Annotated in this window: 12 protein-coding genes; 3 read left to right on the top strand and 9 right to left on the bottom strand. The window is 36.5% G+C overall.

Features of this window, described 5'->3' with window-relative positions:
- Positions 1-405: 405 nt before the first annotated feature.
- The 5 genes from J5J03_RS06860 to J5J03_RS06845 all read right to left on the bottom strand — a co-directional run bounded on the left by J5J03_RS06860 (position 406) and on the right by J5J03_RS06845 (position 6245).
- Positions 406-1689 carry an IS110 family RNA-guided transposase gene (locus J5J03_RS06860; protein WP_208585901.1) on the bottom strand — a complete coding sequence of 428 codons (1284 nt, stop codon included), beginning with the start codon at positions 1687-1689 and terminating at the stop codon, positions 406-408.
- A 311-nt stretch (positions 1690-2000) separates the two neighbouring features.
- Positions 2001-2435, bottom strand: coding sequence for a hypothetical protein (locus J5J03_RS06855; RefSeq protein WP_231710638.1), 435 nt, complete (start codon positions 2433-2435; stop codon positions 2001-2003).
- Between the two features lie 454 nt (positions 2436-2889).
- Complete coding sequence (gene abc-f, locus J5J03_RS06850) at positions 2890-4773, bottom strand: ribosomal protection-like ABC-F family protein (protein ID WP_208587810.1); 1884 nt, start codon at positions 4771-4773, stop codon at positions 2890-2892.
- Between the two features lie 183 nt (positions 4774-4956).
- Positions 4957-5085, bottom strand: a complete 129-nt coding sequence (locus J5J03_RS22160) for an RAxF-45 family protein (protein WP_269435796.1) — start codon at positions 5083-5085, stop codon at positions 4957-4959.
- 398 nt (positions 5086-5483) lie between these two features.
- Complete coding sequence (locus J5J03_RS06845) at positions 5484-6245, bottom strand: MBL fold metallo-hydrolase (RefSeq protein ID WP_208587809.1); 762 nt, start codon at positions 6243-6245, stop codon at positions 5484-5486.
- A 115-nt stretch (positions 6246-6360) separates the two neighbouring features.
- On the opposite strand from J5J03_RS06845, the gene J5J03_RS06840 reads away from it, so the two are divergent.
- Positions 6361-6771, top strand: a complete 411-nt coding sequence (locus J5J03_RS06840) for an Lrp/AsnC family transcriptional regulator (protein WP_208587808.1) — start codon at positions 6361-6363, stop codon at positions 6769-6771.
- A gap of 141 nt (positions 6772-6912) precedes the next feature.
- Here J5J03_RS06840 and J5J03_RS06835 read toward each other — a convergent pair whose 3' ends face one another.
- From J5J03_RS06835 to J5J03_RS06820, 4 genes are all read right to left on the bottom strand, one after another.
- Entirely contained in the window at positions 6913-7629 is a 717-nt protein-coding gene (locus J5J03_RS06835; protein ID WP_208587807.1) for a nucleotidyltransferase domain-containing protein, read from the bottom strand.
- 144 nt (positions 7630-7773) lie between these two features.
- Positions 7774-8913, bottom strand: coding sequence for a mannitol-1-phosphate 5-dehydrogenase (locus tag J5J03_RS06830; protein WP_208587806.1), 1140 nt, complete (start codon positions 8911-8913; stop codon positions 7774-7776).
- Between the two features lie 5 nt (positions 8914-8918).
- Entirely contained in the window at positions 8919-10997 is a 2079-nt protein-coding gene (locus J5J03_RS06825; RefSeq protein ID WP_208587805.1) for a BglG family transcription antiterminator, read from the bottom strand.
- 88 nt (positions 10998-11085) lie between these two features.
- Positions 11086-12990 carry a PTS mannitol transporter subunit IICBA gene (locus J5J03_RS06820; protein ID WP_208587804.1) on the bottom strand — a complete coding sequence of 635 codons (1905 nt, stop codon included), beginning with the start codon at positions 12988-12990 and terminating at the stop codon, positions 11086-11088.
- 333 nt (positions 12991-13323) lie between these two features.
- Between J5J03_RS06820 and J5J03_RS06815 the strand changes: the two genes are divergently transcribed.
- Positions 13324-13911: a copper resistance CopC family protein gene (locus J5J03_RS06815; RefSeq protein ID WP_208587801.1), complete on the top strand. Its 588-nt coding sequence runs from the start codon at positions 13324-13326 to the stop codon at positions 13909-13911.
- The gene (locus tag J5J03_RS06810; RefSeq protein ID WP_208587799.1) at positions 13908-14999 is read left to right on the top strand and encodes a copper resistance D family protein; all 1092 of its coding nucleotides are present in this window, start codon (positions 13908-13910) and stop codon (positions 14997-14999) included. Before J5J03_RS06815 ends, J5J03_RS06810 begins: the two co-directional genes overlap by 4 nt.
- The last annotated feature ends 290 nt before the right edge of the window (positions 15000-15289 follow it).

Raw genomic sequence — 15289 nt, 5'->3', positions numbered from 1 at the left:
CTCCCTCTATATATTTAAAATATCTTCTAAATACTCTTGTTTTCTCAGAATTTCATTAACACCTATTTTAGAATGCAGTCGGGGAGAGATATCTGTGGTTAGAATACAGAATATTCTAACACCAATTAATCCATCCTAACGACCAAATTGGTAGTGTTTGGTAAAAAACAGTATAACCATGCTTCACTTTCTCCACACTACTTATGGTCGCTTACCCTCCCATATATCACGGGATTTACATCCATACATTCCTTCGTCCTGCGTATCCACAAGGTGGAGGTCGGAAAAGCTCCTTTGCTGGGTCCTATGCCCGAATGGAAAAAAATAAGCTCCGACTCTGCATTATTGGTGTTTTTCGATTCCAAAAATTCATGTGCATTTATACTTACAATTCCATATGGCTCATTAAGCAGCTAGTAATGTTTCGTTTGGAGGAATTCCCTTCAATAGTTTACTTCCATCAAATTCACACTGTTTTTGTCCCATGGTAAACAGAACACGTACTAACTTCCCACATAACGCAATCAGTGATTGCTGCTTTTTCAGTGGACGATCAGGGCGTTTTGTGTAATACGTATGCAGGGCCTTAAACGTTGGGTTACTGGCTACAAGTGGGCGAACAGCTAAATATAAGGCTTTTCGTAGTTTCTTTCGCCCTCGTTTGGTTATTTTCGTTTGGCCCTTGAACTTTCCGGAACTATGCTCACGCAATGATAAGCCTGCCATATTCACTACTTGTTGAGGATGATCATACTTCATAAGATCCCCTACTTCTGAGAAAAAGGTGGCAACTGTCGTTACTCCCAGACCTTTAATCGCCATTATTTCTTTTGCCCCTGGTATATCATTCATTAACTCTGCGATTTCTTGATCTAGTTCTTCTAATTGGTCACGATACAATTCGTATTGATCCAATAGACTGTGTAATTCTTTCTTCGCAAAACGTAAGCCTATCTCAATACCAATACTTTTTTGTGCTTTTTCTACTAGTTTCGTTGCTCTTTTGATTCCAACACCACGCTTCACCACTGTTTTCCAGCGATCTAATACTTCTTCTGGTGTCATGTCACGAATGTCAGACGGAAATGGAAATTCCTGCAATGTGAAGAAGGCAGTTTTTCCATCCCAATCTTTAAACACATCGTTAAACTCCGGGAAGTATCGTTGGATATTGTTCTGAATGCGGCCTTCAATAATCATCAGCTGTTTGGTTAGTTGATCTCTTAATTTTATTCCTTCTCTTAGTTCGGCATATATGCCTTCGAGAAGATTTGGTACAGAGTATCTACCATCCTTCACCAGCTGGGCAATGACACGCGCATCTTTCGTGTCATTTTTCGTTGGCGAATTATCATCGAACTCTTTGGATTTCTTCACGTGCATAGGGTTCACTAGCACAAAATTATATTTCTGAGCTATTAAATAATAAGCAAGGCTTAGCCAGTAATGCCCTGTTGGCTCCGCTCCAAAAATAACTGTGGTTTTGTCATAGTCTTTTTGAAGCCTGGATACCCAATCCAATAACTGTTCAAAGCCATGTACCCGATTTTCAAAGATCAATCGTTTGCCAAATTCATACCCTCGATCATCCTGGGCGCGAGCTACGTGTTTGTCCTTGGCAATATCAATCCCCACGATTAGGGTTGATGGTGTGATTTGCGATAATTTACGATTTTGATTATAATTCATTATTGAGTCCTCTCCTTGGTATCTATTTAATTTCGGGGTCAATGCGCATTGACACCCTGTACTATACCAAGAGGGCTCTTTTTCTTTCAATCCTCAAATTTCTTCATTACAGGAATGCTCCTTTCAAAGTTAATATTTCTCCAAAGAACAACCGCTGTAATTACCATCTAGAAAAAGACAAAGTTATAAAGTATTCTCTGCAAAAGCCCATCTGGAAGACTTCCCAAATATATTCTTAAAATCATTTTAGCATATAATTCCAATTCATTTTCATTAAAATAAAAGGATTGCCACGCTCGGCAATCCTTTTATTAATGATACCTAAACCAAACAAACCACTTATCCTCTTTATTTTTCGCTAAAAAAATTTGGCCTTCTAAAGCACTGGCACTTAATCCTTCCCATTTAGGAAAGTACAACCTGACTAACCATGATTTATCCGCAACTTCTTGGCCACAAAAGTTTTTAGCCATTTCATAATATATTTCCTCCTGTTCACGACCAACCGTCTCTGGAAAAGGGAGAGCCGTTCTTAACTCCCATTCAGAGTACATATGCCCATATTCACCTTCAACGTAATTTTGATCAACAATCTGTTTTAATTTTTTAAGAAGATCATCCTTATCTTTGATCGTTGTTTCCTGTAGATTTTCTAATTTGGGACATGCCACTTCAGATTGAGCATATATTTGGTGCGGTACAAGAATGAAAATACCCAGAGATATTAGTGCTACTATCTTTTTCATTACCTTCACCTCTATATTAGTTTTCCTACTCACTCATTTGATATTCGAAAAATACATTTAAGAAATTATTTATTTTTTTCTAAGGAATAAGCCTTAGTATAAGTTTCGGGACAGTTACAAGGACCATTAACCAACCCTATTGCAATTGTTAGTGTACTGATTACCAATGCAATATGGCGAGCCATTACAGGCGCTATCGCAACTACTTTCAGTAAAATTAATAAATAGATTATATCCCCCGGCTTCCTTGGATTTCACCAATTATTCAAAGATTTTTCATGGAGGAAAGCGAGTCCTTTCCGGTATAATTACCTCTCTTCCTTGGATATCATCATTTATCCAAGGAAGAGAAAGACTTTTCCAGGGAAGGAGGTGAGCCCTTCCCTGGATAATTGCCTCTCTTCCCTGGATATCATCGTTTATCCAAGGAAGGGAGAGATTTTAATACTCTTTTTTAATAACGATTCTCTAATTGCTCCAAAAGCTTCTCCCATTCATGTTCCAGTTCTTCTTTTTCTTGATACAATTGTTGCAATTTCTCCAGATCGTCCGTTTCCAGTAATTTCTTTTCTATCGTTATTATTCTTTCCTCTGTAATTTCTACTTTTTTCTCTAAATTGTGAATTTCCATTTGCTGATTAGTTGATGATGAATCTTTCTGTACGGATGCTTGCTTCTTTTTCTCTGTACGTCTTTGGGCTTCTTTCTCTCTAAATTCAATCATTTTCTGCTTTGCCCAATTATAATCTCCTTCAAAGCAGTAGAGAGTCTGGGCTTCAATCCAATATATTTTGGTAAATAGCTTATTAAGGAAATAACGATCATGGGAAACAGCTAAAATAGTACCTTGAAAACCCTCCAGCGCTTCTTCCAACACTTCTCTCGAGTCAATATCTAAATGATTCGTCGGTTCATCAAGAATAAGCAGATTAATATCTTGATACATCATCTGTGCTAACCTTAAACGCATTCTTTCTCCTCCGCTAAGCTGTGCAACTTTTTTAAAAACATCAAATCCGTAAAACATAAACCTTGCTAAAATCTGTCTAGCTTCTCCTTCAGCGACTTTCACAACATCTCTAAACGTCTCGATAACAGTTTCGTCTTTGACATCAAAAAAGATATTCTGAGATAGGTAACCGATTTTAACATTGCTGCCAACCCTCACTTCTCCTTGGTCCGGTTCCAATTGTTGCAAGATTAATTTAATCAATGTTGTTTTGCCTGTTCCATTTTCCCCGATAACGGCTACTCGTTGTTGATAGGTTACATGCATATTAAGCTGATGAAATAATTGCTTTTCATCAAAGGCTTTTGAAACTTCTTTAAGGATTAACACATCAATGCCGCTTCGATCTGCCCCATCCATTTGTAGGCTCATTTTTTTACGGTTTACTATTGGTCGCCGTAATTTTTCCATTCTTTCTAACGCTCTCTCCATATTTCTAGCTCTTCTATGAAGATCCGCATTTGGTGGATTGGCTCTATTTGCCCAGTCTCTTAATCGTTTGATCGCTTCTTTCATCTTTTTTATTTTCTTCTGTTGTTCCTCATATGCTTGAAATTCCCGTAAAAGTTTTGCCTCTTTTTCCTTAACAAAGCCTGAGAAATTAGTATGATAGGCGTTTACTTCTCCATCTTCTAAGTCAATGATCTTATTCACGACCTCATCAAGGAAATACCGATCGTGTGAAATGATAAGGACTGTACCGCGATAATCCTGAAGAAAACTGCCAACCCACTCGACTGCCATTAAATCCAAATGATTCGTCGGCTCATCCAAGAGTAACAAGTCAGGTTGTTGGAGTAACATTAAGCCTAACCCTACTTTCGTCTTTTCTCCACCACTTAATTTAGAAAATGACTGATCAAGTAGAAATGGAATATTCAACCCTTGTACGACCCCCTCAATTCGGGAGTCTATTTCATAACCACCATGAAGGCTGAACAGATCTTGTAACTGGCCATAGTCGATGATCAATTTTTCCAGCTTATCAGAGTTTGTCTCCTTGCTCATCTCGGTCTCTAACTTCTTCATTTTTTCTTCTGTTTGTAGTAAAGAGGAATAGGCAGATCTTAACACTTCCCTTACGGTTGTTGCCTCATCGTACTGAGGAATCTGCTCGAGATAACCGATTTTTGCTCCTTTTTGCCAATGGATTTGCCCTGCATCAGGCGTCTCAACTCCAGCTAGTAAGCGTATTAAAGTTGTTTTACCACTACCATTGTGGCCAACTAAACCAACACGTTCATTTTCTTTTATTTCCAATGTTATATCTTCAAAAATGGAGTTACCGCCGTACATCTTCGCAATTTTATTTACACTGCATACAATCATTTTAATATCCTCCTAAAAAAGTATAAAAAAAGCCATGAGAAGACATTTCTTCCCATAGCTTCAAATGAGGCTTAGTATAGAACTCCCGAAAGTTTCCGTTCTATAGCCAAAAAAAAGAAGAGCATGAAAAAGCTCTCCTTACAAACCGTACATATATGTGGGGTAAGAGATGTTTTCACTGTTTTAGCTTGCTATTGAATTGTTAAAAAAGGGCATACGTATCCCGTTAACAACTTCAATCGCAAATTTTGCACGGTTAAAATAAAGAAATTCAGTCCAATAACCGTACACTAAAACAGCTTGATTCAACATCTTACCACCACCTCCGTTCGTTATAATTAGTTTAATTTTATTATTTAAAGGAATAATTTTCAAGGGATATTTTTACTTGTTCTAAAATGTTACAATGAAAAACAGGATTTAGAAACCTAGATAACTATTTTCAAAGAAGGGCTGAGGCTTTGGTTTACAATTGGGATATAACTATATAATGTGGAAAAAGAAAGAACAGAAATGATAAGTAAACACTTTATAAACATTAGGGAATTATGTATTCTTGGCGAATAATTTAATGCGTTTTTTTGTAAGTTAACTTCCATTCAGTGTTGTTCGAAGACTTTATTTATAATTTAAGTAAATTTACTAAAAATTCAATACTTTTTGATAGTAGAAAAGCAGAAAGAACATTCACTTCCTTTCTGCCTTCATTATTAAAACGAGTATTCTTCTCCATCCTCTGGAATTAAGACATTTGAAGCTATTCCTTTTTCATCTACAAAGCTTTTTAATTCTTCTCTCGATAGTGTCCAATGATTAACAGCTTCCATATGACTAGCGATGATTTTAGCATTAGGAGACGCTTGATACACTTGATAGACATCTTCTTTTCCCATCACTAGTGAACCACCTTCAAGGAATTGATTATCTCCAGCATTTACAACAACAACTTCGGGTTGATGTGTTTCAATCTCCTGCTGTACACCGTCATACCAAACCGTGTCTCCAGCTATATATAATGTTTTTTCATTTGCATGCTTGAAAACCACACCACAAACATGACCAGCAATTTTTAATATTTCCCCTCTACCATGCTCACCTTTCGTTTTCACTAATTGAATATCTTCAAAGACAGTATCTGCTTGTAAGACTTCCACATTGGTAAAGCCAGCACTTTCCATTTCTTTAGCATCTTCTTCATTTTGTGCAAACAATTTGATATCTTTCGGAAGTACCTCTTTAGCAACGTCATCCCAATGATCTAAATGTAAATGGGTAACAATTACTGCATCAATATCTTCCATGATCTGTTCAACTGATATAGGCAGGCTAACTAACGGGTTCTTTTGATCTTGTCTTGCAGAGTCTGGAAAAGGCGGATAAGTACCTTTATCAGCCAAAAATGGATCTATTAAAAACTTCTTTCCAGCATATTTCACTACAAGTGTCGCATTACGAATTTGTTGTATCTGCATTTTTTTAACTCCTTTGCTTTTATTTACATCTATTTTATATTAAGATCTATTCTAGATACATGGATAAAATCAAGTCTTTTAACTAATTAACTTGATTAATGAAAGGATTTTAAAAATGTTAGATAGTACGGATATGCGAATCTTAGAAGAACTGTCCAATAATAGTCGTATAAAAATGAAGGAATTGGGCGGAAAAGTACATTTAACTGGTCAAGCTACTGCAGATAGAATTGCCAAACTCGAAGATAATGGCGTTATTGAGGGATATACGATAAAGATTAATCAAGTCAAATTAGGGTGTCTTATACATGCTTTTGTAACGGTCATTACAAAAAGTATAAGTCACAAACCTTATCTCTCTTTTATCCAAACACAAGAACAATATATTATCAATAACTATAAAATTAGCGGGGAAGGCTGTTACATGCTCGAATGTAAATTTCCATCCCATGAAGTATTGGATAGCTTTCTAGAAAATTTAAATAAACATGCGAATTATAAGTTGTCTATTGTTATTAAGAAATAGTATTCTAATGCGATGTTTATCCTATACGAGTGGATAGATAACTATAAAATGATGCAGATATTTAGTTAAAATCTGATTACATGGCTTATTCATAAGCAAGCTAAAAACAATATAATTCTAAAATACCTTAATATTTCGAAACTATTTTCCTAAAGCAAAACCATCAAAAAAACGGCCACCATGAGGACTTAATACTTCATCAACAAGAATGATTATTTTGTCTATGTGATTTATTTTATAAAAATTTTCAAATGCATCTACAAATCTTTCAGCAAACTCTTCATCATAATTTTTCAATGAACGAATTACCCATTTAGAATTACCAATCCACCTATTATTGGTCCTAAGCACAAATTCGCTTACTTGTTCAGCAAGTTTATTCGCTATAAATAAAGACTCTGCTCGATCATCAGATCCGATTAAATCGTCTAGGGCATCCGTTATAAAGTATCTTTTCGTATTTATGGTCTCTGTTGACCATTTTTTTGGACCTTTATCTAGTAATTCCTTAGCTTCATTCTTAATAGGTGCTATTATCCCTTTATCTTTAATAACTTCCCCTTCCACTACCATTCTTGGTAATGAAGGTCTTGCGCTTTCACAGTCACTTGCAAAAAAATCTTTATAGGAAGTTAGGTTATGAACAAAAATTTCTATATTCCAACCCAAATCAACGATAGACTCCCTATAAGCAGAGTGAATGTTACGATCAAATATGACGATATCTAAATCAGATGTTTTAGTTGCTTCTCCTCGAACCACACTTCCTGCTAAAAGTGCGCCCTGACAATTTCTAAAACGATTTCGTATGAATTTATCTGCCGCTTCTGCTGGTGATAATCTGTTATATTCCTCCATGTCCATCACCCCTTTTGAGACTTCAATTCAAGTTTACATTCAGAATATACTAATTCAACGTAAATGCGCAACGCCCTGTATAAAAAAGGTCCAGCTCCTTTTTTACGTAACTGAACCATTTTTTTACTACCCTTATAAATATATTTATTTTAACAAATCATATTGTTTCACAACTTCTTGCGTAATCTCACTATCTTCTGCAAGATTGCACACTTCCTGCAACACTTTGGCAATTCCGTTTTTTTCGATCATTGCTTGAAGTTTTACTGCTTCCTCATCCTCTTGATAATCAAATAATAACGCAGCAGCAATGGCTTTGGCTAAGTTTGTAAACGGCAGGCCTGCTTTTTGAGCTTCAGTTGCTGGTCGAACTAAGCGATCTTCCGGTCCAAGCTTTCTGATTGGTGCACGCCCTACTCTTGTTACACCATCATTTAAATATGGATTTTTGAATCTCTCTACAATTTTGCGAATATAGTTAAGATGGTCTTCTCCATCTAAACTATATTGCTTCACTAAGTAATTACCAGTCTCTTTTAACGTTGCTTCAACTTGTTTCTCGATTGCTTCATCTGCTAAGGTTTTATCAATCGTTGACTTGCCATTTAAGTAACCAAGATAGGCAATGACTGCGTGTCCTGTATTAACGGTAAATAGCTTTCGCTCAATAAAAGGAGCAAGCTCACTAACAATGGTCATCCCTTCAACAGCTGGAATATGCTCTTTCGCTTCTACAACCCACTCGTAATAAGGTTCTACCAATACATCTAGTGACTCATTATCTTTTTGGATTGGTACAATACGGTCAACAGCAGAATTAAAGAACTGCACTCGTCCTGCTAACCTTTCTTTTGTATCTTCATCAAGATTGTCTAAAATGTGTTGCTTCAAAATATCTGTTGCACCGATCTGGTTTTCACAAGCAATTACATATAGTTTTTCATCTGTTTGGTACACTCGTTCAGAGATACCACGTGCGATTAACGGTGCAATTCTTGGCAAAATGTTGGGGCCGATAGCAGTGGTCAAATAGGATGCGTTTGTAATTGTCTCAATCACTTCATTTTCCTGGGTCAAATTATTGAGGCCAGACACATGGTTAATCGTAGTTGTTTCTTGTTTATCTGTTGCTAACTTTACTTGATAGCTCTTTTGTTCATTTAATTGATTGATGATTTTATCGGCAATATCAACAAAAGTTACATGATATCCTGACTCAGAAAATAATGCTCCGATAAAACCTCTACCGATGTTTCCTGCACCAAAATGAACTGCTTGTTTCATGACGATCATTCCTTTATCCATTTATTTTGAAGGTAGGCTGAAAATAACTCCTCTAACTTGCCTTTAATCATTGCTTCACTTGATGACGAAAAAATCATCAGTGCTGTATCATTCTCAATCAGACTAGTACTAATGAGACTTAATATTTCTTGTTCTTTTAAACTTAGATTTTCGGGAGATAGCATTAATAGTAAGTTTTTTAACTGTACTTCCTTGCCATCCATACCTTTAATCACACAAGGATGTTCTAAATGACATACTTGAAAAATAAGCTGTTGAACACTGTCACCTCGGCAGTGAAATAATCCCATATTCGTACCCGGAATTCCTAGACCGCCCACTTTCTCCCTTTCCTGTAGCTTCACAAAAACTTTAGTAGCATCTGTGATTAGTCCTTCTTGTTCTAATTCTACTGCCATCTCTTTTAACACTTGTTTATAATCTGTGTTAACCTTCCAATATATACGTAAATTATTCAGGATGGATTCGATACTCGTTTGAACATCTTTCATCTCTTGTAAAACATCTTGCAAACTTGATTGTACTTGTTTCGTCTCTTTACTATTGTCCTTCACATACTCATTCTTACTGGTTAATTGTTGAATATTACTCTGCAGATAACTGCGAATCATTTGGATGTCTTCATCACTTAATAAAGGCGATACTAAGATGTATTGAACATCATCAAATGGAAGCCTGACAGTGGAAATAACCATATCAAACTCATCAAAATTCGACTTTTCCATTTCTTTCATAGATTTGATTTCGACAGAATTGATTTCCGTAAATTCTTTTTGGATACGACTTGCTAGCATCTTGGATGTACCTATGCCGGTTGGACAAACAATAACAACATGTATCGTCGTCTTCTCCTCATTCATTAATAATGCCGATCCAAAATGAAGGACGATAAAGGCAATTTCATCGTCCGGGAAGCTGATATCAGGAAATTCCTTCTCCAAGCTATTCCGAACAGCCATAAATAACACAGGATACTTCTTATTTATTTGTTCTGTTAATGGATTAAATAACCCCATCTGATGCTTTAACCGAAAGATCGAAGGTTCCATATGAGCTAGAAGTCCCTGGAATAACGAAAAATCTCGAGATAAATCAACGTGTAATTGGCTTGAAACATCTTGAATAATATTCTTAATAATCTGTCCGAGCATAATACTGTCATAGTCTACCGTCTCAGAATCTTGCAGCTTCGACCCTTTTAAAATAACCGCTAAATAATGAACATCTTTTTTCGTTAAAGGAAGCGATAATTCAGATTTTAAGTCTGCGCACAGCTGATCAATTAGTTGATATGCTCTGGCTGATTCTTCATCACCTGATTCTATTTCTTCTTCCAACAAGAAATGATTTTCTACCCGTTGCATTGTAATCGCAATGTGGATGATCAGTCCCAAGTAGTCATTATCCGCTAACCGTGTCTGTCCTCTGTCAAACAAATGATGAACCATTTCATCAATTACGATAAGATAATCGGAAGAAAAGTAACCGAGTACGGGACTTTCCAATTGGCTATTCTTCTGTAAAAGATACAGGCTTTCTAATAGCTCTTCGTGGAAATGAAACAAAAAATAAGTAGCTAATGCTTTACGCATATTCGCTTCACTACCAGCTACACTTACACCGACACCTCTTTTTCGAGTCAATTCAATCGAAAAATTAGCTAACCAATCTGTTAGTTCATCTAAATAGGAAGCAAGCGTTGTAGCACTTACTCCAAGCTGCTTTGCCAAGACCTGTGTCTTAAAAAACGATCCTTCATGTAATAATATAATAAGTAGCTGCAGCTTTTTTTCTTCTGGTGTTTCATCTGTTGGATGTACATGGTACAACTGCTGCATTAGCTTAAAAATATGTTCATTTTTTCCATCAATCATTAGTCCATCATTGGTTGTGCGCTTCAATTGTAATTCAAAGGACTTCAAGATATTTTCCACAGCCTTCAAATCACGCTGTACCGTTCTCACACTTACATGGAGATAGCTAGCAAGTGAATGTGGTGTGTGCTTACCAGACGTCTTCATTACTAAATCAATGATTGATTTTTCTCTTGACGTAATAAACATGCTACCCACTCGTTTCTATTATAAATTGATCTCAAGTAATATAGCAGAATAGAAAGACAGTGACATACTGTCTTTCTACTCTTTTTGATCATTTGCTGTTGATAATGTCTAACAATTCTTTCGTTGTTTTCGCTTTTACCATTTGTTCAATATTTTCTTCATCTGAACAAACCACAGCGATACCAGAAAGAATATCTAGATGCGTACCATCTTTTCCTGCTATACCAAAGATTAGTTTTGCTTCTTGACCATCAAAATCAACACCATTAGGTACTTGAAGAACAGTAAATCCTGAACGTAATACCGCTTTTTTCGCTTCTTCTGTACCATGTGGAATTGCCACATTATTTCCCATGTAAGTGGAAGTCACATTTTCACGATCGATCATTGCATCAACATAACTTTCTTCTACATAACCGTTTTTAACTAACACTTCCCCTGCAAAACGAATAGCCTCTTCCTTCGTAGCAAATTCCTGATTAAGAAAGATATTCTCTTCTCGTAACAAGTCGTCATCAGCATGATCTGCACCAATTACATCTACCTCTGTTTCTTCGACCACTTCAGCTAGCTCTTCAGAGACACCATTTTGCAAACTGTCAATTAATTTGTCATATTCCGGACTGGATAAGAAGTTATCAACTGAAATATGATAAGCATCAGGTAATTTATCCTTCGCACGTGGAGTTAATTCTTCTTGGGTAATAACTACTTGTGCATCATTTGGTAAATTACTGATCGCTGTGTTGGTGACAGAAATGTCTAAATCTGCTGCTTTCACTTTTTTACGTAGTAATGAAGCTCCCATTGCACTTGAACCCATTCCAGCATCACAAGCAAAAACAATTTTATTTACACTTTCTGGAAGAGTTCCTGGACTAGATTGCAGTGCTCCAGCAACCGAGCTATTCTTTCCTTTCATTTCTTGCATTTTTTGTGTAGCTTCTTCAATATCTTCGTCTTCTTGTTTACTTGATTTTAACACAAATCCAGCAACAACGAACGAAACAATCGTAGCTACGATCACAGCAGCAAAGTTTGCGAAATAAACACTTGCTTTTCCAGGTGTAACTGCAGCAATCGCAAATATACTACCTGGTGATGCAGGAGCCGATAAACCTCCACCTAACAGTACTAAGGTGAAAATTCCACTCATACCACCTAGAATAACAGCAATTAACAGCATTGGGCGCATTAATACATATGGGAAGTAGATTTCATGAATACCCCCGAAGAAATGAATGATTCCTGCTCCTGGAGCTGATTGCTTTGCGGAACCTTTTCCAAACAGCATAAATGCTAATAAAACACCAAGACCTGGTCCAGGGTTTGCTTCTAATAAGAAAAGAATAGATTCACCTGTACTTCTAGCCTGCTCTAAACCAATTGGAGAAAGAATTCCATGATTAATTGCATTATTTAAGAACAAGATTTTTGCCGGTTCGATAAAAATACTTGTTAATGGTAAGAGACCTGCGGCAATTAACCAATCCACCCCTACAACAAGTAGTTGGGTAAACCCGTTTACAGCTGGTCCAATACCCCAGAATGAAAAAATCGCTAATAGTCCACCGAGAATACCAGCTGAAAAATTGTTCACTAACATTTCAAAACCAGATCTAATTTTACCTTCTATTAATTGGTCAAATTTCTTAATTACATAGGCACCAAGTGGTCCCATAATCATGGCACCTAAGAACATAGGAGTATCTGGTGCACCTACAATAACCCCCATTGTAGCGATCGCACCAACGACTCCACCTCGCTGGTCATGAATTAATTTACCACCTGTGTAACCGATTAATAATGGTAGTAAATAAAACACCATTGGATCCACTAATTTTGCAAGGTTTTCATTCGGAATAAAACCATCTGCAATAAATAACGCAGTAATAAGTCCCCAGGCAATAAATGCACCAATGTTCGGCATTACCATCGAACTAAGGAAGTTACCAAATTGCTGGACTTTCACTTTTATATTTGACTGAGCCATTATATTTCTCCCTTTCCATGTCGTTTTATATCCCTCAATTTAAATCATATGACACAGTTATCCTACCTTCAAGATACTTGAAAACTAACTTTGTCGCGAGGCTTATGACAAACCTATTTTTTCTTGACAGAATAGGCTTTATACACGCATTATTTGATACTTCTTGGTGTGATTGATTCTCTTATAATGACAAATTCGAGACTGTTATGAACTCATCAACTGCTTTCTTCATATTTTCATCATGATTTTGTTGCAATTTGTCCATAGTAAAAGGGGATTAGATCTGTTATAAAAGAGATATATTATGTTAGATAACTGAAAGGAAGATGAAAAATGTTTAAACGACTCTTGTTCTTTATTATTGTATTACTGATTGCTTTCCCAACTATAGTTGGTGCACATACCCACTTGGAAACATCAGATCCAGAAGAAAACTCGGTTCTGAATGAAGATACAGGAACAATTACCTTAATTTTTGAATCAACTGTCCAAGAGCTAAATGAAATCACTTTAACACATGAAAATGGGGAAGAATTACAACTTGAGGAAGTTACCCATGAACCAGCAGACACATTCGTTGTCACACTACCGGAAGATCTAATGGAAGATGGAAATCACACGTTGTTCTACAGTATTGTTGGTGAAGACGGACATGTGATGGAACAAGAGTTAGCTTATCAATTTGAAAGTGTAGAGGAAGAAGAAACTGTCGAGGAAACTGAAGAAGCCGCTGATGATCAAGAAGCATCAGAAAAAGCTACTGAAGAAGAATTACCTGAAACGGACCAAGTAGAGGAAAATGATACAAATGATGCTTCTGATGAGGCTAATGGGAATACCACATTAATAGCTGTGATCGCAATTGTTCTTGTCATTGTTGCTATTCTCGCCATTCTCATGGTTAGAAAGAAGAAAAAATGATTGTATCGATAAGTAATGGCTTGCTATACATTTGTTTTGCCATTCTTATGGGGAGATGTCTACTTGGGATTATTCCTAAGGATAAGAAAACATCTGTCGCCATGCCTAAGAAAACATTGGCTATGGCCATTATTCTTATCCCTTCACTTTCATTCATTTCATTATTAGATTTGGCTTTCGCACTGAACCATTACAGGGAAGAATCCATTGTTGCAAGTATAGGTTATGTTGTAAACAATATTGCGCCAGGACATGCCTGGCTGGCATTAAGTTTGTTAGCTCTCCTATTTCTTATTTTGTTGTTCGTGTTACGTCGAAATGCTACCATTCCAATCTTGTATACTCTCGGGATATTCTTAACTTTCGGGATGTTATTTACACAGGCTACAGTTGGGCATTCAGCTAGTATGGGAAGTTATCCTGGAGCAGCAGCACATCTATTTCATTATACTGCTGTTACCGCATGGATCGGCGTATTATTAATCACCAGTTGGTTCTCGAAAAATGATGACAACTGGCAAAAGTTCATTAGCTGGTTTACCCCGTTTGCCATTGGCTGTATAGCTATTTTAGCTTTATCGGGAATGTTTATGAACTATTTTTTAAACGAAAGTATTGTTGACTCGTGGACATTACCATATGGGCAAGCATTATTGTGGAAGTTTTTGTTGTTTATTCCGATTCTCTTTTTTGCCTTTATCAACAGTGTGCTTATTAGAAAAAGAGTAAAGCAGGATGCACAGTATTCTCCTATAAATTGGTGGCGTGCAGAAAGTGTCATTATCTTAACTGTTATTTCGGTAACGGCCATTATGACTGAGCAAGAGCCACCACACAACATAGAACAGACTCTGCAAGCGGGAGAATCGTCCATTTTATTTCAGACATTCGCTTCTGTTCCAGCCACTACAGATTTAATTATAGAGCTAAACGGACTAAGTGTATTGTTCTTACTAGTAGGCCTATTGTTTTTAGGCTGTATACTCTACACTTTCGTCCAAAAAACTTCTCCTTATTTGGCTCTAGTTATGGCCGGACTTGCCGCCATAAGTCTGTACTTTGGATTAATGAATGCTATTTCGATCTAAAAAGATAATGATCAGTGTGGTCAAAATCCCCCACTGATCATTATCGAAACTTATCAAGGTGGTCTAAACTCTGTTATCTCCCACTTCCCAAAGAATAACAAGCAGAAGATTTCTCAACATAACTCCCTCTTTTATTATCCAATTAAATGGTTCCAGTATGTAAAACGATTCACTTTATTGAACCATCACCGAAAATTGGTATGTCAACACTAAATCGGACAATTTTTTAAAGGTTCATCAACTTGTATTCAGTAGGTGTTAAATAATCTAGGGATCCATGAATTCGAATG

Origin of the sequence: Gracilibacillus suaedae, assembly GCF_017599345.1 — a bacterium.
Taxonomy (GTDB): domain Bacteria; phylum Bacillota; class Bacilli; order Bacillales; family Amphibacillaceae; genus Gracilibacillus; species Gracilibacillus suaedae.
Note: the sequence above shows the minus strand (reverse complement) of the source record. Positions and strands in the feature narration are given on the sequence as shown.

Bases quoted from the DNA above. Each gene is read 5' to 3' on its own strand.
- abc-f (WP_208587810.1), bottom strand. From the start codon at position 4,773: ATGATTGTATGCAGTGTAAATAAAATTGCGAAGATGTACGGCGGTAAC.
- J5J03_RS06840 (WP_208587808.1), top strand. From the start codon at position 6,361: ATGTTAGATAGTACGGATATGCGAATCTTAGAAGAACTGTCCAATAAT.
- J5J03_RS06855 (WP_231710638.1), bottom strand. From the start codon at position 2,435: ATGAAAAAGATAGTAGCACTAATATCTCTGGGTATTTTCATTCTTGTA.
- J5J03_RS06845 (WP_208587809.1), bottom strand. From the start codon at position 6,245: ATGCAGATACAACAAATTCGTAATGCGACACTTGTAGTGAAATATGCT.
- J5J03_RS06830 (WP_208587806.1), bottom strand. From the start codon at position 8,913: ATGAAACAAGCAGTTCATTTTGGTGCAGGAAACATCGGTAGAGGTTTT.
- J5J03_RS22160 (WP_269435796.1), bottom strand. From the start codon at position 5,085: ATGTTGAATCAAGCTGTTTTAGTGTACGGTTATTGGACTGAATTTCTT.
- J5J03_RS06835 (WP_208587807.1), bottom strand. From the start codon at position 7,629: ATGGAGGAATATAACAGATTATCACCAGCAGAAGCGGCAGATAAATTC.
- J5J03_RS06860 (WP_208585901.1), bottom strand. From the start codon at position 1,689: ATGAATTATAATCAAAATCGTAAATTATCGCAAATCACACCATCAACC.
- J5J03_RS06825 (WP_208587805.1), bottom strand. From the start codon at position 10,997: ATGTTTATTACGTCAAGAGAAAAATCAATCATTGATTTAGTAATGAAG.
- J5J03_RS06820 (WP_208587804.1), bottom strand. From the start codon at position 12,990: ATGGCTCAGTCAAATATAAAAGTGAAAGTCCAGCAATTTGGTAACTTC.
- J5J03_RS06810 (WP_208587799.1), top strand. From the start codon at position 13,908: ATGATTGTATCGATAAGTAATGGCTTGCTATACATTTGTTTTGCCATT.
- J5J03_RS06815 (WP_208587801.1), top strand. From the start codon at position 13,324: ATGTTTAAACGACTCTTGTTCTTTATTATTGTATTACTGATTGCTTTC.